Genomic DNA, 21,040 nt, shown 5'->3' with positions numbered 1-21,040 from the left:
GCGGCGTGCAAGGTAAGCTATCACCATGGAACTATCTGCCACCGCCACGGCCCGCGCGGCCGGCCTGCGCTACACGGGCGACAATCAAAGCGGCATCGCCCGTCTGGGCCAGCCCGGAAAATTCCGCTACCGCGACGCGGATGGCCAGCTCCTGCGCGACGCAACCACCTTGACGCGCATCAAGGCACTGGCCATTCCGCCGGCCTGGACGCACGTGTGGATCTGCCCGCACGCCAACGGCCACCTGCAGGCGACGGGGCGCGATGCACGCGGCCGCAAGCAATACCGCTACCATGCGCGCTGGCGCCAGGTGCGCGACGAAGTGAAATACGAGCGCATGCTCAGTTTTGGCAACGCCCTGCCCGCCATCCGCGCCGCCGTCGCGCGCGGCATGCAGCTGCCGGGCTTGCCGCGTGAAAAAGTGCTGGCCACCATCGTGCATTTGCTGGAATTGACGCTGATGCGCATCGGCAACGAAGAATACGCGCGCACCAACAAATCGTTCGGCCTGACGACCCTGCGCACGCGCCACGTGCAGGTCGACGGCAGCGCCGTGGCCTTCCACTTCAAGGGCAAGAGCGGCGTGCGCCACGATATTCGTCTGAGCGACCGGCGCCTGGCCAGGGTGCTGCAGCGCATGCGAGAGCTGCCGGGACAGGAACTGTTTCAATATGTGGATGAGCACGGCGAGCGTCACGGCGTCGATTCGGGCGACGTCAACGACTACCTGCGCGAAGTGACGGGCGAAGACTACACGGCAAAGGATTTCCGCACCTGGTCCGGCACCTTGCTGGCCGCGCTGGCCCTGCAGGCGTTCGAACAGGTCGATTCCGAGGCGCAGACGAAGAAAAACATCGTGCAGGCGATCGAGTCGGTGGCAAAAAAGCTGGGCAACACGCCGACCATCTGCCGCAAGTGCTATGTGCACCCGGCCGTGCTGGAGTCATATCTGGATGGCAGTTTATGGGAAGGCATGCGCACGCGGGCGCGGCAGCAGTTGCAGGACGATTTACCGGCGCTGGCGCCGGAAGAAGCGGCGGTGCTGGCCTTGCTGCAGCAGCGGCTGCAGGCTGGCGTCAAGCCTGGCGGCCAGGCTGGCAATGCGCCGACAGGGTGAGGGCATCGCTGCTGCAGACTGGCAAGGCACCATGCCCCACATCGCGCGCCACAGGCGCCGGCGCGGCATCGCTCGTCTGCGCCTCGCCCGTATTCATCCAGGTGGCCGCCAGGGTCGACAAGGTGAACAGGCAGATCACCAGGAACGGCTTGTTCAAATGATTGGGCTTGGCTGGCTTGGACATCGCATACTCCATCGGACTGGTTGGCTGTTGCAGCATGGACACGATCATCGCGTGTTTCCGCAAGGCATACAATCAGACAGTTTCGACAAGATGGGTAGGACAGCGCTGACAAGCTCAGCCGTATGGACCAGTGTCGGCAGATTTGACACCGGCACCGACCCTCTCCAGCCAAGCCCTTGTTTTTACAGCACAATTTCCACGGGAACGCTTCCTGCTTGACCTCTTGCCTGGGCACACTTGGCGCCAGTCAACGGGGGAACGATCATGAGCCTCATCAAGCAGGCGCTGCTGGCGCTGCTGCTGTGCGCAATGTCTGCCGCGCACGCCACCAGTATCGGCTACACGGCGACCTCGCTGGGCGGCACGCAGTGGCGCTACGACTATACCGTCAGCAATACCACCCTGGCCGTGCCCATCGAGGAATTCACGCTGTTCTTCAGCGTGGGCCAGTACGCCACGCTGCACAACGTCTCGACGCTACCAGGCTGGGACGTGCTGCTGGTGCAGCCCGATCCGGCCATTCCCGCCAGCGGCTACTTCGATGCGCTGGCACTGGCCGGCGGTATCATGCCCGGCGCCACGGCCACGGGCTTTTCCATCACCTTCGATTATCTGGGCGCGGGCAGCCCCGGCGCGCAGCCGTTTTCCATCCTCGACCCCGTCTCCTTCATCGAACTCGAGGCGGGCCTCACGCAGCCCGCCGCCGTCGCCCTGCCGTCCACGCCGTGGCTGCTGCTGGCAGGCGTGCTGGCCATGGCCTGCCTGCGGCACCGGCAGCTGGCCATCACTGCGCTGGCCACTGGCCTGGCGCTGGGCCTGTGCGCCTGCGGCGGGCCGAACGATCCCACCCAGCCGCCCGCGCCGAAAGTCTTGCTGGCCGCCGCAGCGACTACCAGCACCACCGTCCAGGCTGCCGGTGACTTCGAAGTGACCTTGCTGGAAAAAGTGGCCGAACAGCGCGTCAGCCGCACGGTCTGGGACTACACTTACCGCGTGCACATCCGCAACAACAGCCGCGCGGCGGCCAGCAATGTGCAAGCCGTGCTGACCGGCGCACCGGAAGGCAGCACCATCATTGATGGCGAGGTGCTGGCCGGCAGCATCGACGCAGGCGCCACCGTCACACCCGACGACACCATCACCCTGCGCATCGAGCGCAGCATCGCCTTCCAGAGCACTGGTCTGACGTGGACCTTCAGCGCCAACGCCGGCATCGTCCTCGATCCCGTGCGGCCCGCGCAAGTGGTGACGCTGTCGCTGGCCGAGCTGGGTTTGACGGACGGTGCCGACAGCGTCAAGGTCAGCGGCGCCGTCACGGACGTGCTGCTGCAGGACGGCAGCCTGCGCTTTTCCACGCCCGGCGACACGGGCGTCGATCAGCACGCGCAGTTTTCCCTCAGCAAGGGCAACAGCGTCACCACCCTGAACCTGCTGATCCAGACGGAACTGCCCACGGCCGTGGAAACCTATGTGGAGCCAGACGACGACGGCAACCTGCCGGCTACCGCGCCCGTGCTGGCCATCACGGGGCTGGGACCGAACAACCGCCTGCAGCCGGGGACCCTGGCGTTCCGCCTGGTGGGCGCGCCGCCGCTGGCCCTGCAGGACGACAGCGACGGCCTGCTGTCCAGGCCGAACGGCGTGGCCATCAGTCTCAAGCAGTATTGGGTCTTCGATGCGGCCAGCGGCACCTTCAGCATCAGCGCCACGGCGATGCAGCAATTGCTGGCATCCTTGCCCAACGGCAGCTACGACCTGAACCTCAATTTCGTCTCGCAGGATGGCGAATTCACGGCCAGCTATGCCTTGATCGCCGTCAAGTCTGGCATCGTGCTGCAAGGCCAGCTGCGCACACCGGCAGGCGGCAATGCCACTGGGCTGGCCGGCAAGAAGATGTTACTGGCTGGCTACAACAACCACCAGCGCCAGGTAGCCGTGGTCGACGCCACAGGCGCCTTCCACTTCGACGGCGTGCTGCCCGACACTTACCAGCTGACCTTGAACGACCTGGTCCACCCGAACGTGGTCAGCGTCAGCGCCGTCGTCTTCGACAACAGCAGCACAGTCAGCGTCGGCATCGTGTATCCATACGCGCCCGGCCTGGCCCAGCGCACCACGGCGCAGAGCTATGTGGCGGGCACGGTCACGCAGGATGGCGCCGCGCCGCCAGCGCGCGCAGTGTCCGCCAGCCCCCGTGCCGCGGTCGACGTCACGCCGCAGGATGACGAGGGCAGCAAGACGTTTACAGCTACGGCGGCCGCGCAAAACCAGACCATCACCTCGCCCGTTGCCTTCACGGTGCCCAAGGGCACGAAAAACGTGGGCGTGAAAATCACCGTCAGCACGGCCGAGTACCCCGTCTACACGACGGCGCAAAGCCAGTACAACGATACCTGGTCGTACGCCGTGACGGGGCTGCCCGGGGTCAACCTGGCCGCCACGGGCGCCGTCAACCAGACCCACTACACGCAGGGCAGCATCGTCAGGACGGAATGCGTCGATGTCAGCAAGCAAACCAGGGATGGGGCGTTGAGCCTGGGCGGCAATGTCAGCGCCACGAATATCGGCGACAGCGCCCTGACCACCGTGACGACGGTGGAACTGAGTCTCGTGTGCAAGGGTTTGAAGGTGACGCAGGCGAAGTTCAGCTCGCCGAACAAGGCCACCCATCCCGTGCTGCAGCCGATCAAGCTGACGGGCAATCTGCCGGGGCCGTATGTATCCGTGTCGCAAGGCGCGGCCACGGCCACACACACCTTGCCGCTGGAATTGCACTACACGCCGGCGGCCGCGACGATTACGGAAGTCAATATCGGCATTTCGTCCGGCGGCGGCGATCCCGCCTTCAGCACGGAGAATTTATTGTCCCAGACCAATACCAAGAGCGCGGGCAAGGTGACATTCCCCAGCCTGGTGCTACCCGCCTTTGCCGGCGCAAAACTCGACAAGAAGGCCGTCGTCACCTTGCGCTTGAAGGGCAAAGTCGACAATACGGACGCAAGCTCCGACCCGGCCGAAGGGGGGCAAGTGGAATTCAAGGGCGACACGGCCTACATCCCCCTGTACCTGGCCAACAACGAGGCGGCGCTGGCGGCGCGGCGCTACGGCACGCGCGATGCGGGTGGCGATTCATGGGCCACGCGTCTGGCCATCGCCTGGCTGGCGGGCAAGGCCTACCGCTTCGACGACATCAGCGGCCAGCACGTGACGCAGACGGCGGCGGGTGATTCCATCCTCGGCCACCGCGGCCACAGCGACGGCCAGCAGATCGACTTGCGCTACGCGGACGGTGCGGGCGGCTACACGGATGCGCTGGGCGGGCAGAACAATGGCGCGGCCATCCACCAGTTGATCCTCGACGCGAAGGCGGAAGTGGTGGCCAACCCCGCGCAAAAGCCGAAACTGGCGGCCCTGCAGGCGTGGATCGCGGCGAACCGGGCCATGCTGGCCCTGGAAGCGGCGCCGGCCAGCACGCGCGTCATCTACATCGGCCCCAGCTTCGTCAAGCTGGCGCTCGTCGACGGACGTTTTTCCGCCGCGCCGGCCGACAAGATCCCGGGCGCGGGGGCCTGGAGCAAGCCAATCAAAGTGCATATCGAAGCGGGACACCTGAGCCACTGGCATATCAGCCTGACGGCTCATCCGTGACCCCGCGACAGATTCAGGCGGGCAAATCGGCCAGTTCCAGCTCGGAAAACCCGGCCCGGCGCCGCGCTTCCAGGTTGAACGGGCCGCGCAGGGTGGGCGCTTCGTAGCGCAGCGCCAGTTCGGCATACGTGGCGCGCAATTCCAGGCCGCGCTGGTCGCACAGATAGCCGTACCAGCGGTTGCCGATCTCGACGTGCCCCACTTCATCGCGCAGGATGATGTCGAGGATGGCGGCGGCGGCCAGGTCGCCCGCCTGCGCCAGCTTGGCGCGCAGCGGCGGAATCGCGTCCAGGCCCCGCGCTTCCAGGGTGCGCGGCACCAGCGCCATGCGCGCCAGCACGTCGCCGCGCGTCTTGTCGACCATTTCCCACAGGCTGTCGTGGCCGGGAAAGTCACCATACGTGTGGCCCAGCACTTGCAGGTGCGCCTGCAGCATGGCGAAGTGCGTGGCTTCCTCCTTCGCCACGCGCAGCCAGTCCGTGTAGTACTCGGTAGGTAAATCCGGAAAGCGCCACAGGGCGTCCAGCGCCAGGTTCATCGCATTGAACTCGATATGCGCGAGCGCATGCACCAGCATGGCGCGCCCTTCCGGCGTGATCATCGAACGCCGTCCCACCAGGCGCGGCGGCACCAGTTCCGGGCGTTCTGGACGGCCCGGCACGGCGCCGGTGGGCGCCAGCGGCGCATGCGCATCGAGCGCCAGCGGCGCTTCGGCCATGGCCGCCACCATCGCCACCTTGGTGGCCGGGTCCGGTTCGAGCAGGCAGGCGAGCGCGTACGTGCGCAATTCCTGCGGCGCGGTGAAGGTCAATGGGGATGTTGCGTGCATGGTGCTTCCTTCGTGCGCGTTCTTGAACAAGGGGCGCAGTGTATCAAATTGCCTGCCCCAGCAGCCAGTCCAGCAACGCCTGGACTCTCGCTGACAGTGTCCGCGCGGCATGCACGAGGTAATACGCCTGCGGGCTGGGCAAGTCGAAACCGCCAAACGGCAGGACCAGCTGGCCGCTGTCGACCCACGGCTGCACCAGCTGGCGCCGGCCCATGGCCACGCCCGCGTGGTGGATAGCCGCCTGCGCGCACAGGTCGGCGCGGTCGAAGCGCAGGCTGCGCGTGGGCAAGTTCACCTCGGGCGCCTGCCCGTCCAGCCACAAGCGCCATTCGGCATCGGGCGCGCAGGCTGGCCAGGCCAGGGTGTCGTGCAACAGCGTCGCGCTGGCCAGGTGTTGCGGCGCATCTTGCAAGCGGTGCTCGCGTGCATACGCGGGACTGCATACGGGCGCCAGCCGTTCATCCATCAGCTTGCGCGATGCCAGGCCGGGAAAGTGGCCGTCGCCATAGTGCAAGGCCAGGTCCACCTGGCCGGCGCGAAAGTCCACGCTTTCATTACCCACGCGCAAATCGATCGACACCTCCGGATATTGCGCAGCGAACCCTGCCAGGCGCGGCACCAGCCAGCACTGGGCCACCGAGGGACGCGCATGCACGGTGATGCGGCCAGTGAGCGCATCGCCGCCGGCCAGCGCCGCCTGCAAGCCGTCCCAGCCGATTTGCAGGGCGGCGAAGATGCGTTCGCCATCCGCCGTCAGCTTGACTTGCCGCGTCAATCGTTCGAACAGGCGCAGGTTCAGACTGCTTTCCAGCCGCGCGATGCGGTGGCTGACGGCGCTGGGCGTAAGTGCCAGTTCCTGCGCGGCCAGCGCAAAGCTGGCATGGCGCGCCGCCACGAGAAACGTGTGCAGGTTGGCGAACTGGCTGGCCGTCAGCGTACCTTTGAGCGCCACGCCGGCCGGCATCAATCGGCTCCGGCCTTCAGCAGTGCGCGGCCACGCGCCACGTAGGCGGCCATTTCTTGCTCCGGCACCATGCTGCCGCCCGTGCCCCACACCAGGTGCGTGGCCGCTTCCAGGTGCTGCTGATATTGCGGCGCGGCCAGCACGTGCTGGATGCCCGCGAAACCGGCCACGGCGGACGGTTCCAGGCGCAAGCCTTGCGTTTGCTCAAGCAGCGCCAGCAAGCGGTACAGTTCTTCATCCGTGACGGTGGCGTAGCCGTCGATCAGCCGCTGCATGGCGCGCCCGACAAAGCCGGACGGGCGGCCCACGGCCAGGCCATCAGCCGCCGTGAGGTTATCGATGCCGATCTCCTGCACGCTGATGCCTTCATGCAAGCCCGTGTGCACGCCCAGCAGCATGCACGGCGAGTGCGTCGGCTCGACGAACACGCAGTGAACAGCATCGCCAAAGGCCAGTTTCAAGCCGAATGCCACGCCGCCGGGGCCGCCGCCCACGCCGCACGGCAGGTATACGAACAGCGGGTGCTGCGCATCGACCGCGACGCCGGCAGCGTCAAACTGCGCTTTCAGACGCTGGCCAGCCACCGCGTAACCGAGAAACAGATCGTGCGAGTTTTCATCGTCGACGAAGTGGCAAGTCGGATCATTCTCCGCCTGCCTGCGCCCCGCTTCCACGGCCACGCTGTAGTCGGTGGCGTACTCGACCACCGTGACGCCGTGGCTGCGCAATTTATCCTTCTTCCATTGCCGCGCATCAGCCGACATGTGCACGGTGGCGCGAAAGCCCAGGCGCGCACTCATGATGCCGATCGACAAGCCCAAATTGCCCGTGGAGCCGACGGCGATCGCATACTGGCCGAAAAACGCCCGCACGGCGTCGCTGGCCAGCAGGCTGTAATCGTCGCCCTGCTTCAGCAAACCGGCGTCCAGCGCCAGCATTTCCGCATGTTTCAGCACTTCATAGATGCCGCCGCGCGCCTTGATCGAGCCGGAAATGGGCAAATGGCTATCCTGCTTAAGCCACAGCTGACCGCTCGTCATGCCTGAGGCAAAACCCAGCGCCGCCTGCATGGCCGGCAGCGGCACGACGGGCGACTCGATGATGCCGCCGCTGGCCTGCGTTTCCGGAAACGCCCTGGCCAGGTAGGGCGCGAAGCGCGCCAGGCGCGCGCTGGCATCCGCCACGTCGGCCGCCGTCAAGCCCACGTCGTTCAAGGCCTCGGCCGCCGGCGCGATGCGGGGATTGAACCAGCTCAAGGGCTGCAAGGCCATCAGTTCAGGAATCAGGGGAAATTTTTCGCACAATGCGGCGATGGCGGGAGTGGGCAGCATGGCAACCTCGTAAAGGAACAAGCCATGATTAGACCGCATCCGGGCGCCGCTGGCAAAGGATGGTTGATCAGGCAATGGGTGACGGAAGATCATGTGTCATGATGGCCCGGATGCTTCCCTATTTCAATTTTATGTACAGATGCATGGCGGGATTCTTTTCGCTTTGAACTTCCTTTATTTCAACGAAAGGAAGACGACGCACCAGTTCGCTCAATTTCTGGCATCCATAGTGGCGCGGATCGAAGGCCGGGTTATTCTTCACGATCAGACTGCCGACGCTGCTCAAAGAGGCAAAACCGTCATCGCGCGCTGCGGCGATGATGGCCTTGCGCAGCACTACCTGCGTATCCACGTCGAGGGAGACCGGTGCCAGCGCATGTAACGTTTTTTGTTGTTTTCCCGCCAATGGAGGCGGTGTTACCGGCCGCAAAATCTCCGTATACACAAACTTGTCGCAGGCGGCAACGAAGGCCGGCGGCGTCTTTCTTTCACCAAAGCCGTACACGGCGAGCCCTGATTCGCGAATCCGTGTTGCAAGGCGCGTGAAATCACTGTCAGACGATACCAGGCAAAAGCCGTCCAGCTTTTCAGAGTGCAGCAAATCCATGGCGTCGATGATCAACGATGAATCGGTTGAATTTTTCCCTGTCGTATAGCTGAATTGCTGGATCGGCTGAATGGCCATCAAATGCAGGATTTCTTTCCAGCCTTTCAAATTGGGCGTAGTCCAGTCTCCATAGGCACGCTTCACCGATGCGGTACCAAAGGTCGATACCTCCGTCAGCAATTCCTTGATAATCGACGCCTGGGCATTATCCGCATCGATCAAGACTGCCAGCTTGGCATTACTTGTCATAATTTTTGGGCTTCAAAAAGTTGAGATTCCGAGCGTGGCTCAATACCAATGCACACGGGCCTATCAGGTATCCGCAGTATGTGTGCAGTCCCGACTATGCAGTCAAATGTTCCGGTAAGTAATATCCAAACCTGCAGCAGATCCCTGACGATAGCTAAATTTGATTCTTGAATGCACTATCGATTAAAGAAAAATTTCCACAAAGGCATAAAAATAAGTTATTTTAAAGGCAAAAAAGGAGACATTTTTCTCTTTTCTACTGAGGCAAAAATGCGCTCCAAGAATGACAAAGCCACTGCTACGAATATGGACATCCTCGACTGCGCAAGGCAGGACGATTTGACGGCCCAAAAGGTCGAGGTCGGCATTATCTTCCAGGAAATGCTCGATACCGCCACGGCCGCCGCCTACCTCGCCAAGAACAAGGTGCCGATTGCCACCGCGCTGCGCGTCCTGACGGGGTCACGGCGAAAAAAGAGCGGAGGCGGGAATTGATGGCTTTGTGCCGGATTACCTGGGCAGGAGCTGGGTAGTCGACGCCGGGCACACCCGCGCTCCAGAAACATTATTGCAGGCAACGCTGGAAGCGTTCCCACACCTGACGGTGACATAGCCTGATTGAACAGGTCAGGGTTTCAAGGGAAAAGAAGCCACTTCATACCACACCCGCAGACCCCGCTCAACCTGGATTATCGTCACCACGCCCCTGGTTTCCGTGATGGTTTCGATGCTGACTGGACGGACACCCGTTTTTTCCAGCCATTCATTTGCCAATACCAGCGATCTGTCGATGCCATCGGAAAGAGGACTGCCCGAAGTAGTAGAACGGAAATCTTTAAACGCGATCATGTACACCCTTTTTGTAAGCCAGCATCCTATCCACCGATAGCAACAAGCCTCGCTATCGTACGCTTGTGCGGCAAATACCGGAACCAGGACGCCACGGAGAATACCAAATTACCGAAAAGAAACATGCGCACATTGTCACAAGCACCTGACTAGCATCCTGCGATGCCTCCCGCAGACGCCTTCCCCCCGGTAGCAGGAAGGCGCTAGTGCGGATTATCGACCTTAGAACTTCAGCTGCAACCCCAGATCAATCGACCGGCCCTCGGCCGGCAAGGCTTGCAGCGCCCCGCCGTTCGCCTTCAAGCCCGACAAATACACGCCACCGAGCGGGTCCGCATACGCGCGGTTGAACAGGTTGCTCACGCCGGCGCTCAGGCTGGCCATCTTGCTCAATGCCACGCTGCTGCGCAGGTTGACGAGGGCATGGCCGCCCGTTTCCGGTTCGAAGCGGCGCGCATCGACCTTGTCCTTGCGGGCAACGATCTTCGTTTCGATGCGGCTGCTCCAGGCGCCCAGCTTGTGCTCGACGGCCAGCAAGGCGTTGAACGGCATCATGCGGTACAGATCGCCACCATCGCTGCGCTTGCCCCGCGTGTAAGCGGCATTGCCCGTCGCCATGAAGCGGCCCCAGCGCGCGCTGCTGGCCAGCGGCAACTGCCACGCCACGTTGGCGCCGTACAGCTTGGCGTCGTGGTTGGCAAAGCGCAGCAAGTTACCATTCGCGCCCATTTTCATGTACGGGTGGAAGGATGCCAGCACGTCGACGTCGATGTAATTGTCGACCTTGCTGTAGTAGGGATTGACGCGCAGGAACCAGCCCTCCTCGCCGCCGCCATGCCAGTCTGCCGTGAACGCGGCCGTGTAAGCCGTCTCGGGTTTCAGGTCGATATTGCCCACATAGCCGTTGCCATCGCCAAACCAGTTGGTCATGGTCATGGCCATCGAGCCGCAGCCCCACGAATAACGCTCGTACAGATTGGGCGAGCGCACCTTGCGCGCCAGCGCGAATTCATAGCTGCTGGCAAGGTCCGGCGTGAAGGTGGCTTGCGCCGAGGCATCGATATTCGTGTCGCGCTGGCTGCGGCTGCGCGCATTGAAGGCCCTGGCGGCCATCAGGTCCGGCATGTTCATCATGTTGGTGCCGTACGATTGCACGTCGCCCGCATCCATGCGCACGGATTCGCCGCGCAAGCCCAGCACGCTCGTCCAGCGCGCATCGTGCCGCGTTTCCAGCTCGCCGAACAGCACGGTGCGGTCGCGCTTGCCGTCGTTGATGTTCAGGTAGGTACGCGGGCCCATCATCATGGAACCGGGCACGGCAGGCCAATAGTCGTCGAGGCGGAAACCGTGCCACTCCTGGCCCAGGCGCAACTCGCCCGCAGCCATCGGCAGGCTGGCCATCAGCGCATAGCCCGTGTTGCGCCCGTGCGTAATCATCGGCATCGTGCCCGTGCGCTCGGGAGAGAAAAAGCCCATTTCGTGGTCAGTCTGCTGCCAGTAGGCGCGCGCGTCGAGCACGCCCCAGGCGAACTCGCCTTTATAAGCGAGATTGGCGAACTGGCCGTGGTTGTCCGTCATGTCCATGTACTGGTTCGGAAAACCCTGGTACGGAATGTGCTGCACGCCAGCGCGCAGTGTCAGCTGCTGGCCCTGGCCTTTCGCCGCCAGCACGATGGCCTGGTTGATGCTCTCGAACATGCTGCCCAGCACCTTGTTGCCGTGACCATCGTCATAGCTGTGGCCGCGCGTATAGGCGCCGCTGTAGCCGACGCTCAGGCTGTCGCTGGCGGCCGAGGCGTTCACGCTGGTCGCCACGCTGTTGTTGACGCTGCGCCCCGAGACGGCAAAGCTGCCTTGCGTCAGCAGCCCTGCGCCAGGCTGGGCGAACACGGGCGCGTTCGACTGCACCTCGATGGTGCCGCCTATGCTGTCGCCGCCCGCGCTGACGGGTGTGATGCCGGCGATCAGGCGAATGCGCTGCACTTGTTGCGGATCAATGTAGGACAGCGGCGCATTCATATGATTGGCGCAAGCCGACGTCAGTTCCATGCCATCGATGCGAATCTTGATGCGGTCATCCGCAAAGCCATTCACCACTGGCAAGCCGGACACGCCGCCGCCGGCCGCCACGCTGTAACCGGGCGTGCTCGACAGCATTAAGGCCGTGTCGGCGGCGGGACGGTAGCCGTCACCGATGGCTGTCACAATGACTTTCATCTCGGGCAAAACATCTTCAGCGCGCGACTGCGCCACGGCGGGCATGGCGATGGCGAGGGAAATCAATAACGGTAAATGTTTCATGGTGCTGCTTTCAGATTCTGTATAGGTAAAACGAACAGGCGCAAGCACACGACACGCACGGCGCAAGGCAGTTCAGGAAAGGGACAGATCAGAAAGCGGCAGGCGGGCCGCGGGGCTGGACGGGCGTCCAGGCGAATAGCGGCGTGGCGGATTGGTAGAACAGCTCGGGCAGCAAGCCCGTGATCAGTTCACCGGAAGCAAGCACGAGGGAGGTAGGCGGAAGCGACAAGGTGTCAGCATGCATGCTGCAGCAAGGGCAGTCGGCCATGCGCATGCCGCTCTTGGAACTATCGGACGCGTCGTTGGACAATGTTGCGGGAGACATATTCATGCCGCCCGCCACCGAACAGATTTCCAGGCTGGGCACGGCCAGGCCGCTGGCGACCGTCAGCGCGCGCGACACTGTAGGGGCGAGCGTGGCCAGGAAGATGGCGATACACGCGATCCACAGGACGATGCCGGCCTTGCCTTTGCTGATGAACATGGCAACATTGTATCAGGGCAAGCACCCTGTGCACAGGGCGCAGGTCAAGCCGTCCTTACAAATCCACCTTCATCGACAGCTTAATGGCGCGCGGCGCACCGGATGCCAGGCGCGTGCCAGCGCCGGCCCAGTAGCGCTTGTCGGCAAGGTTTTCCACGTTCAGCTGCCACACGACGGATTTCTGCATCACCGCGCTGGCGTAACGGGCGCCCGCGCTGAACAGGCTCACGCCGCCGAGGAAGGCCTGGTTCAGGTCGTTGACCGGACGGGCGCTGTAATAATACGCGCCGCCGTTGACGGACAGGCCCGGTACGGCGTCGAACGCGTAGGCGAGAAAGGCGCTGGCCGTGCGTTTCGACGCGTTTTCCGGCGCCTTGCCGTTGTAGTCGGCGTTGATGTTGGCAAACTTGGGGTCGAGCAACTGCGCCGACGTCTGCCACGACAGCTGGCGCGTCAGCTTACCTTGCGTCGAGACTTCCAGCCCACGGTAGCGCTGTTCGCCATCCGACGTGAACACATTGCTGGCATTCGTGTAGTAGCCGGGGCGCGTGATGTCGAACAGCGCGGCGGAGACCAGGGTGCCGCCCGGCGTCAGCCAGCGCGCGCCCAATTCTTTCTGTTTGCTCACGCCAGGCGCCATCTTGACGCCCTGGTTCACGGTCCCCGTCGGCCCCGTTTCACCCTCTTCCAGCCCGCGCGCCGTGGAGGCGTAGAACGACAGCTGGGGCGTGGCCTTGTAGATCAGCGAGGCCATCGGCGTGGTCTTGCTGACGTCGTAATGGCTGGCGCCCTGGTCGCTCTGGTAACTGCTGCGGCGCACGCCGATGATGCTTTGCCATTGCGGGCTGAAGACCATGCGGTCGAGCGCGTACAAGCCCGTGTCGCGCGTGTCGAGCGCGGCCGTCGTGGGCGAAACCGGCTTGGGACCGAACACGACATTCGTCACGGGCACGGGGTTGTACAGGTTTTGCGACGCAATCGTGTAATTGCTCTGATAAATCGGATCTTGCGACTTGTCCGTGCGCGAAGCGCCCAGGGTCAGCTCGTGGGCAATAAAACCCGTATGAAAATTGCCGGCCAGTTCAAAGCGCAGCAAGTCCGACGCCGTCACGCTGTGCTGGATATTGCCCGTGATGCGGCCCGCCCCCGTGGCCAGCGCGGCCGCGTTGTTCAAGCGGAAGATCGCCAGGCGGCGGTCGCGCGCCGTTTCCGAATGACCCGCCTCCACCGTCAAGGCCCAGCCGTCCGTGATGGCATAATCGGCGCGCAATTGCGCATTCTTCGTTTGCGCCTCGAAAGCCGACCAGTCGGGGCCGATCAACTGGCGCGGATCGACGGCGCGCGGCAAGCTGATCACCCCTTTCACGGCCGTGGGCAAGGCCACGCCCGCCTGCTCCGTCACCTTGCGGCGCTCGTATTCCAGGTCCGCCTTCAGCAGCAGTTTGTTCGTCACTCTCCAATCGAGCGCCGTGGCAAGAAAACGGCGGTTGCCGTTGCCGACATGGTCCAGCCAGGAACCCAGCGTCCCACCGGCCGCATTGATGCGCACGCCGAATTCCTGCTGCGCGCCGAAGCGGCGGCCCACGTCGATATTTGCCACGGCACTGCCACGGTCGTCCAGAACCAGGCCCATGCTGGTGATGGGCTGGCTGCCGGCCCTCTTGGTGACGAAGTTGACCACGCCGGCCGGCGACGTAAAACCGTAGTACAGGGCCGAGGCGCCCTTCAGCACTTCCACCCTTTCCTTGTTTTCCATGGGTACTTGCGAGAAGTTCATGATGGGCATCGAGCCGTTGAGACGGTAATTCGTGCGGTTTTCCACGGCGATGCCACGTATCACCAATTGATCCCAGGTCTCGCCGCCATTTTGCTGGCGCGTCACGCCGGCCGTATTGCGCACGGCATCGTACAGGCCGGAGACGGCTTGCTGTTCCAGCAATTCACGCGTGATCACGTTGACGGTCGAGGGCACGTCCATGATGCTGGCGCCGCGAAAACTGCCCGCCTCCGTGGTGAGCGGCACCAGCCCTTGCGCACGCGCCCCCGTCACCTGCACGGCTTGCATGACTTTCGCATCGCCAGCCGTCAGGTCGTCCTGGCCGCTGGCAGCGTTGGCCGCGTGGGAAGCGAAGGCCAGCGACAGGGCGGCGGCGACTGGAAGCAAGCGGGTGCGGGGTGAGACGACTGGCATGACATCGGGCTTTCAATGAAAAAATATATACAAATGGAAACTAACGGTTAGCCGCCATGATACCGGTAATGAGAATCATTATCAAGAAAGAGTGAGTTTGTGTGAGTTTTACAGAAGAAACACGGTGTCCATGGCTTCTGTTATCACATGAACACGTTTGGATTTTGCAGACGAGGCCGCAAAGAGGCATACTGGCAGTCACGGCGCTCAGGTGTGCCGTTCAACAAGATCAAAAGGTAAGTTCGTGAACACAATCGACAACAAAAGCGTGCAGACGAAAACATTTCGCTGGAAACGCTGGCAGCGCTGGGCCCTTGGCACAGGCTGCGCCCTGGCCGCCTACAGCGCGGCCGGCTTCTGGCTGGTGCCCTACGTCGTCAAAAATCAGCTACCCAAATTTGCAGAAAAAGAACTCGCGCGCCAGGCCAGCATAGCCTCCGTGCGCTTCAACCCGTTTACCCTGCGCCTGGAAGCGGACCAGATCGCCTTTACCGAAGCGGCCAGCGCGAATGGCAAGAACGGCGCGCCGCTGCTGTCCATCGGCGCCCTGGCCGTGCAGCTGGAATGGAAATCCATCGTGCGCCGCGCCTGGAGCCTGGCGGAAATCCGCATCACGGCGCCGCAGACGCATTTGACCATCACGCCGGACGGCAAGTTCAATCTGGCGGAAGTGCTGGCCACCTGGCAACGCAACCATCCTGAAAAAAGCGACGGCGGCATGCCGCGCCTCGTCATCGCCCACTTTGCGCTGGAACAAGGCAAAGTGGACTGGCAAGACCAGAAGGCGGGATATGCGGACAACTTCACGCCGATCAACTTTACGCTCGACAATATCTCCACCCTGCCCGACGCCAACGGCAGCTACAGCCTCAGCGCCGACGCGGCGCGCGGCGGCAAGCTGCACTGGCGCGGCACGGCCTCGCTCAGCCCGATTCGTGGCGAAGGCGAACTGATCCTGAACGACGCTTCCCTGCCCGGCCTGGCTGCGTATTTGAAAGCCTATACGCGCGCGCAAGTGACCAGCGGCAAGCTGTCCGCGCGCCTGCCCTACGCCTTTTCTTATGCCGACGGCACGCTGCAAGCCACAGTCAAAGGCGCGGGCCTGGCCTTGCGCGATCTGGCGCTGGTGCAAGGCGATGTAAAGGGCAAAGGAGAGCCATTCACCTCGCTGGATTCCTTGGGCATCGCCGGCGTGAACGCCGACCTGGCGCGCCAGAACGTTACGGTCGACAAGATCAATCTGTACGGCGGCAAGGTGGCCGTGCGGCGCGACAGCAAGGGCGAGATCGACGTGGCGAACCTGATGCTGCCCGGCAACCCGGCACCGGCAGCCTCCGCCGCGCCAGCCAAGCCGGGCAAGTGGAAAGTGGACTTGAAGCAAGTGGCCCTGGCCAACGTGGACGTGTCCGCCATCGATGAAACCGTCTCACCGGCCCTGCAATTGAGCGCGAAACAGTTGCAACTGCAGCTGCAACTGGGCTTGCAGCAAGCCCAGGCCGGCACGGCCATCGTCATCGACGGCGCCAGCTTTGCCCTGGCCGATCTGGCCATGCAACGGGGTGCGCAAACGCCGTTCAAGCTGGCCCAATTGGGTTTTACGGATGGCAAGATCGACCTGGCCGCGCATACCGTGCACCTGGGCGCCGTGACGGCCAGCGGCGCGCAGATCGACCTGGCGCGCAACCGCCAGGGAGAGTTTGCGATTGCGCAAAAGCTGCCCGTATTTGCCGCCAGCAAAGCCGACGCGGGCAAGGATGAACCATCCGCACCGTGGTCCACCAAGGTGGAGAAGGTAGAGCTGAGCAAGTTCGGCGCCCGTTTCGACGATGCGGGCACTGGCATCAAGGGCAACTTGCAGGATGCACGCCTCTCCTTGCAAAACGTCAGCAACGACATGAAACAGGCGCTGCCGTTCGAGCTGGGCGTGGGCTTGCGCGAAGGCGGCTTGCTGACGGCCAAGGGCAAGTTCGTGCCGGGCACGGGCGCCGTCGATGCGCAATTAAATTTGAAACAACTGACCCTGGCCCCTGTGCAACCCTTGCTGGCTCAGCATGTAAAACTGAAGCTGGCGGGCGGCACCCTCTCCGGCAGCGGCCGCCTGACGACGGGCGGCGGCGCGCCGAAAGCGCCCAAGGTCCGTTATGAGGGCGGCGTGGATATTGCCGGCCTGGTGCTCAATGAAACGGATGGCAAGCGTTTTGCCTCGTGGAAAAGCGTGCGCGCCGACAAGCTGACGGCCAGCGTGGGTCCCGACTTTGTCGACATCCCCGAACTGCGCGTGGTCGAACCGAACGCCCAGCTGATCATCGAAAACGACCGCAGCCTGAATGCACAGCGCTTGCTGGTGAAGGCGCCCGAGCCAGTCACCGCGCCCGCTGTGGCTCCCGTTGCCGCCGCCACGCCGGCAGCCGACGCCGCCTTCCCCGTGCGCGTGCGCCGCGTGCGCCTGCAAAACGCCAAGCTGGACTTTGCCGACCTGAGCTTGCGGCCCCAGTTCGCCGCCAAGATTTATGAACTCAATGGCGTCGTCACGGGCCTGTCGACCAAGCGCGATGCGCGCAGCCAGATCGAACTGGACGGCCGCATCGACGAATTCGGCCTGGCCCGCGTGCGTGGCCAGCTGAACCCGTTCGCGCCCACCGACAACACGGACTTGAACGTGGTCTTCAAGAACGTCGACATGGTCTCCGCCTCGCCGTACACGATGAAGTTCGCCGGCTACAAAGTGGCGGAAGGCAAGATTTCGCTGGACTTGCAATACAAGGTGCGCAACCGCCAGCTCGACGGCACCAACCAGATCGTGCTCGACAAGCTGACACTGGGTGAACGCATCGACAGTCCGGACGCCTTGAAACTGCCGTTGGAACTGGCGCTGGCCATCCTCAAGGATAGCGATGGGCGCATCGACCTCGGTTTGCCCGTTTCGGGCGACATGAACGACCCGCAATTCAGCTATGGCGCCCTGATCTGGAAAGCCGTGGGCAATGTGCTGACGAAAATCGTCACGGCGCCGTTCCGCGCGCTGGGCAACTTGCTGGGCATCAGCGCCGACAAGCTCGAATCCATCGACTTCGATGCGGGCAGCGCCGTGCTGCTGCCACCCGAACGGGAAAAGCTCAAGCAGGTGGCGCAAATCCTCGCCAAGCGCGAACAGCTGAAACTGGCCGTGCCGGGCCAGTACAGCGACACGGACGGGGCCGCCCTGCGCGCCCAGGCCGTGCGCCGCGCCGTCGCCGCCAAGGCCGGCATCAAGCTCGAAGCGGGCGAAGAACCGGGTCCGCTGAACCTGGGCGAACGCAAGATACGGGGCGCCCTGCGCGAGCTGTACAGCGAGCGCTTCGGCAAGGCCGAGCTGGACAAGCAGAAAAAGGCGGCGGAGTCGGCCGTACCAGCCACGGCAGCGGCAGCGGCAGCGGCAGCGGCGTCCACTGCGGCTCCGGCAAAAATCCCCGTCCTGCAGCGCCTGGGCAAGCTGATCGAAGGCGAACCGCAAGTGGCCGACACGGGCGCCTTCTATAATGGCTTGCGCGAGCAGCTGGAAGCCAAACAGCCCCTGCCTACCGATGCCTTGAATAAACTGGGCGCCCAGCGCAGCGCAGCGATTCTGGCGGCCCTGCAGCAGGACGGCACGCCGGCGACCAGGGTCAGCGCGGGTGCGCCGGAAAAAACCGAGGCCGCTCCGGGCAAGCTGGTGGGCTTGAAGCTGGGATTGGCGGCGCAATAAAATCTGGGGTCAGACCCGTCGGGGGAATGCGTACCAATGGGGCGCATTCCGATCGCGAAGCGACTGACCCCAGCTCTTCCCAGGTGCTTGCCCTCCGCTTTCTATTTTTTCTTCTCCACAGCCTCATCCGGCAAGGCAAACGCCACCAAACTATCGCCCATCTTTGTTCCCAGCGAACCGTGGCCGCCGGCCATCACCACCACATACTGCTTGCCCGTCTTGTCGGAGATATAACTCATCGGCGTGGCCTGGCCGCCGGCTGGCAGGCGGGCTTTCCAGACGGTTTTTCCGTTGCGCACGTCGTAACCGCGGATGTAGTAGTCGAGCGTGCTGCTGAGGAAAGCCACGCCGCCGCCTGTCGTGCTCATGCCGCCCAGGCTGGGTACGCCCAGCGGCAAGGCGATGGGTACGGGGGCGCTGTCGCGCGTGGTGCCGTTCTTGTGCATCCACACTTTTTTCATGGTACGCAAGTCGACGGCGGCGATGTAGCCCCAGGGCGGCGCCTGGCATGGGAAGCCCAGCGGCGACAGGAAGGGCTTGATTTCCACAGCAAACGGCACGCCCGTCTGCGGCTGCAAGCCCATTTCCGAACCCGTGCCACCCTTCGCGTTGGCTTGCGCGCGCGGCACCAGGCGTTCCAGGAAGCCCATGTAGTCGGGGTTCACCAGCAGCAACTGACGCACGGGATCGACGGCCGCCCCGCCCCACTCGAAGATGCCCAGGGGACCCGGTGAGATGATGGCGCCCTTGATCTTGCCTTCGGCCACCGTTTGCGGCGTGAACGGCCCCTCATAACGGTGCTGGCGGAAGATGATGCGGCAGGCAAGCTGGTCGAACGGCGTCGTGCCCCACATATCCGTTTCGCTGATGTGTTTCTCGGGCAGGAAAGTGAGGGCCGAAAACGGCTGCGTGGGCGACAGCTTGTCGCCAGGGGCCGCGTTGGCCGTCGGCACGGGTTTTTCCGGCGCCGGCACGACCAGGCTGCCATCGCGCCGGTCGATCACATAGATGTCGCCCCGCTTGGTGGTGGCCACGACCGATGGAACTTTACCTTTTGGCGTGTCGATATCGACCAGGGTGGGCTGGCCGCCGATATCCATGTCCCAGATATCGTGGTGCACGGTCTGGTACACCCAGCGTACTTTCCCGGTGACAAGATCCAGCGCGACGATGGCGCTATTGTATTTCTCGCCGTTCGGATTGCGCTTGCCACCCCACGTGTCCGGCGTTTCATTGCCCATCGGGATGTACACCATGCCCAGCTTTTCATCCACGCTGGAGACGCCCCAGGAATTGGGCGAATTGTTGGTGTAGGTTTTTCCCTCGGCAATGGGCGCCGTGTCGTCCGGGTTCGAGGCATCCCAGTTCCACATCAGTTTGCCGGTAACGGGATCGTAACCGCGGATCACGCCAGAGGGTTCTTCCGTGGAAAAATTATCGGTCACGCTGGCGGCCATCACCACCACGTTCTGCGCCACGGCCGGCGGCGACGTGGGCATCAAAAAGCCCCGCTTCTTCATGCCCATGCCATGGTACAGGCCAATCACGCCATTTTCGCCGAAGCTTTTGCACGCTGCACCCGTATCTGCATTCACGGCGATCAGGGTCGCATCCATGGTGGGCGCGAAGATGCGGCGCGGGCATTCCATGCTGGCAGCTTCGGGCGCCGGGTCGCCCTTGGCGCGGCCCGCGTTGACATCCCAGTAGGCCACGCCGCGGCAAATCATGTGCTGGTAGCTGGACGCATCGCGGTTGATCTTCGGATCGTGGCGCCAGATTTCCTTGCCCGTGTCCGGGTCCAGCGCGATGACGATGTTATGCGGCGTGCACAGGTACAGCATGCCGTTCACTTTCAGGGGCGTGACTTCGTTGGCGATCTCGCCCGGGTCGTTCGGCCCCTTGAAGTCGCCCGTGTGGTAGACCCACGCCTGTTTCAGCTGCGCAGCGTTGGCCGGCGTGATCTGCGCGGCCGGCGCGTAGCGGTCTCCATAGCCGGAGCGGCCATATGCGGCCCAGTCGTTGGGCGCCACGCCCGGTGCAACATCGCCTGCGGGCGCGGCCGCCATGTTCTCGGCCGGCACTTCGCCGTGCAAGGTGTAATAGTCCTGGAACAGCGAAAACACGCCCACGGCGGCCGTCAGCACCACGGCGGCGGCCAGCGCGCTCTTGCCGGCGTCGCGCGGTTTCGCCCCGGCCGTCAGTGGCGGAGCGAGGCGGCGATCGACGAACGGCAGCAGCAGCCAGACGGCGGCGGCGAACCAGATATCGAGACGGGGCAGCAATTGCCACCAGTCGAACTTCACTTCGATGACAGACCAGATCAGGGTGGCGAACAGCAGCAGCGCAAGGAACAGCTGGGCGCTGCGCCGCCCCTTCCACACCAGCGCACCGGCGACCAGCATGCCGATGCCGGCCACGACGTAATACCAGGAGCCGCCAAGGCTGACGAGCCAGGCGCCGCCGCCGGCAAGCGCCAGGCCCAGCAAGATGAAGATGACTGCGGTGATGACAAGCAAGGGTCCAGGCCGGGCAGAGGCAGTCATGATGCTCCTTTACAAGAGT

At 63.5% G+C, this 21,040-nt stretch carries 14 protein-coding genes; 4 read left to right on the top strand and 10 right to left on the bottom strand.

What is annotated here, in order from left to right; all coding sequences use genetic code 11:
- The first annotated feature begins 25 nt into the window (after positions 1 to 25).
- The gene (locus ACP7EG_RS15405) at positions 26 to 1,117 is read left to right on the top strand and encodes a DNA topoisomerase IB (protein WP_426088289.1); all 1,092 of its coding nucleotides are present in this window, start codon (positions 26 to 28) and stop codon (positions 1,115 to 1,117) included.
- Here the strand turns inward: ACP7EG_RS15405 and ACP7EG_RS15400 are convergent.
- Complete coding sequence (locus ACP7EG_RS15400; protein ID WP_426088288.1) at positions 1,077 to 1,301, bottom strand: hypothetical protein; 225 nt, start codon at positions 1,299 to 1,301, stop codon at positions 1,077 to 1,079. The two genes, ACP7EG_RS15405 and ACP7EG_RS15400, sit on opposite strands and share 41 nt — an antisense overlap.
- A 264-nt stretch (positions 1,302 to 1,565) precedes the next feature.
- On the opposite strand from ACP7EG_RS15400, the gene ACP7EG_RS15395 reads away from it, so the two are divergent.
- On the top strand, positions 1,566 to 4,949 hold the full coding sequence (locus ACP7EG_RS15395) for a hypothetical protein (RefSeq protein WP_426088287.1): 3,384 nt from the start codon (positions 1,566 to 1,568) through the stop codon (positions 4,947 to 4,949).
- 13 nt (positions 4,950 to 4,962) lie between these two features.
- Here the strand turns inward: ACP7EG_RS15395 and ACP7EG_RS15390 are convergent, their stop codons facing one another.
- The 4 genes from ACP7EG_RS15390 to ACP7EG_RS15375 all read right to left on the bottom strand — a co-directional run bounded on the left by ACP7EG_RS15390 (position 4,963) and on the right by ACP7EG_RS15375 (position 8,929).
- On the bottom strand, positions 4,963 to 5,778 hold the full coding sequence (locus tag ACP7EG_RS15390; protein ID WP_426088286.1) for a ferritin-like domain-containing protein: 816 nt from the start codon (positions 5,776 to 5,778) through the stop codon (positions 4,963 to 4,965).
- A 43-nt stretch (positions 5,779 to 5,821) separates the two neighbouring features.
- Positions 5,822 to 6,742, bottom strand: coding sequence for a DNA-binding transcriptional regulator DsdC (dsdC, locus tag ACP7EG_RS15385; RefSeq protein ID WP_426088285.1), 921 nt, complete (start codon positions 6,740 to 6,742; stop codon positions 5,822 to 5,824).
- Positions 6,742 to 8,073, bottom strand: coding sequence for a D-serine ammonia-lyase (locus tag ACP7EG_RS15380; protein WP_426088284.1), 1,332 nt, complete (start codon positions 8,071 to 8,073; stop codon positions 6,742 to 6,744). Before ACP7EG_RS15380 ends, dsdC begins: the two co-directional genes overlap by 1 nt.
- Before the next feature lie 118 nt (positions 8,074 to 8,191).
- Positions 8,192 to 8,929 carry an NYN domain-containing protein gene (locus ACP7EG_RS15375; RefSeq protein WP_426088283.1) on the bottom strand — a complete coding sequence of 246 codons (738 nt, stop codon included), beginning with the start codon at positions 8,927 to 8,929 and terminating at the stop codon, positions 8,192 to 8,194.
- A 171-nt stretch (positions 8,930 to 9,100) separates the two neighbouring features.
- Between ACP7EG_RS15375 and ACP7EG_RS15370 the strand changes: the two genes are divergently transcribed.
- A complete protein-coding gene (locus ACP7EG_RS15370) occupies positions 9,101 to 9,424 on the top strand; it encodes a hypothetical protein (protein ID WP_426088282.1) in 324 nt (107 codons plus the stop codon).
- Positions 9,425 to 9,556: 132 nt separating this feature from the next.
- Here ACP7EG_RS15370 and ACP7EG_RS15365 read toward each other — a convergent pair whose 3' ends face one another.
- The 4 genes from ACP7EG_RS15365 to ACP7EG_RS15350 all read right to left on the bottom strand — a co-directional run bounded on the left by ACP7EG_RS15365 (position 9,557) and on the right by ACP7EG_RS15350 (position 14,754).
- Positions 9,557 to 9,778: a hypothetical protein gene (locus tag ACP7EG_RS15365; RefSeq protein WP_426088281.1), complete on the bottom strand. Its 222-nt coding sequence runs from the start codon at positions 9,776 to 9,778 to the stop codon at positions 9,557 to 9,559.
- A 222-nt stretch (positions 9,779 to 10,000) separates the two neighbouring features.
- Positions 10,001 to 12,079 carry a TonB-dependent receptor gene (locus ACP7EG_RS15360; RefSeq protein WP_426088280.1) on the bottom strand — a complete coding sequence of 693 codons (2,079 nt, stop codon included), beginning with the start codon at positions 12,077 to 12,079 and terminating at the stop codon, positions 10,001 to 10,003.
- 88 nt (positions 12,080 to 12,167) lie between these two features.
- Complete coding sequence (locus tag ACP7EG_RS15355) at positions 12,168 to 12,563, bottom strand: DUF2946 domain-containing protein (RefSeq protein ID WP_426088279.1); 396 nt, start codon at positions 12,561 to 12,563, stop codon at positions 12,168 to 12,170.
- 55 nt (positions 12,564 to 12,618) lie between these two features.
- Positions 12,619 to 14,754 carry a TonB-dependent siderophore receptor gene (locus ACP7EG_RS15350; protein WP_426088278.1) on the bottom strand — a complete coding sequence of 712 codons (2,136 nt, stop codon included), beginning with the start codon at positions 14,752 to 14,754 and terminating at the stop codon, positions 12,619 to 12,621.
- Positions 14,755 to 14,998: 244 nt separating this feature from the next.
- Between ACP7EG_RS15350 and ACP7EG_RS15345 the strand changes: the two genes are divergently transcribed.
- Positions 14,999 to 18,478: a DUF748 domain-containing protein gene (locus ACP7EG_RS15345; RefSeq protein WP_426088277.1), complete on the top strand. Its 3,480-nt coding sequence runs from the start codon at positions 14,999 to 15,001 to the stop codon at positions 18,476 to 18,478.
- 101 nt (positions 18,479 to 18,579) lie between these two features.
- On the opposite strand, the gene ACP7EG_RS15340 is transcribed toward ACP7EG_RS15345, so the two are convergent.
- Positions 18,580 to 21,021, bottom strand: coding sequence for a membrane-bound PQQ-dependent dehydrogenase, glucose/quinate/shikimate family (locus ACP7EG_RS15340; RefSeq protein ID WP_426088276.1), 2,442 nt, complete (start codon positions 21,019 to 21,021; stop codon positions 18,580 to 18,582).
- Between the last annotated feature and the right edge of the window lie 19 nt (positions 21,022 to 21,040).

Source organism: Janthinobacterium sp. PSPC1-1 (genome assembly GCF_049897625.1).
In the GTDB taxonomy this organism is placed as follows: Bacteria; Pseudomonadota; Gammaproteobacteria; order Burkholderiales; family Burkholderiaceae_D; genus Janthinobacterium; species Janthinobacterium tructae.
This window is presented reverse-complemented; position numbering and strand designations above follow the sequence as displayed.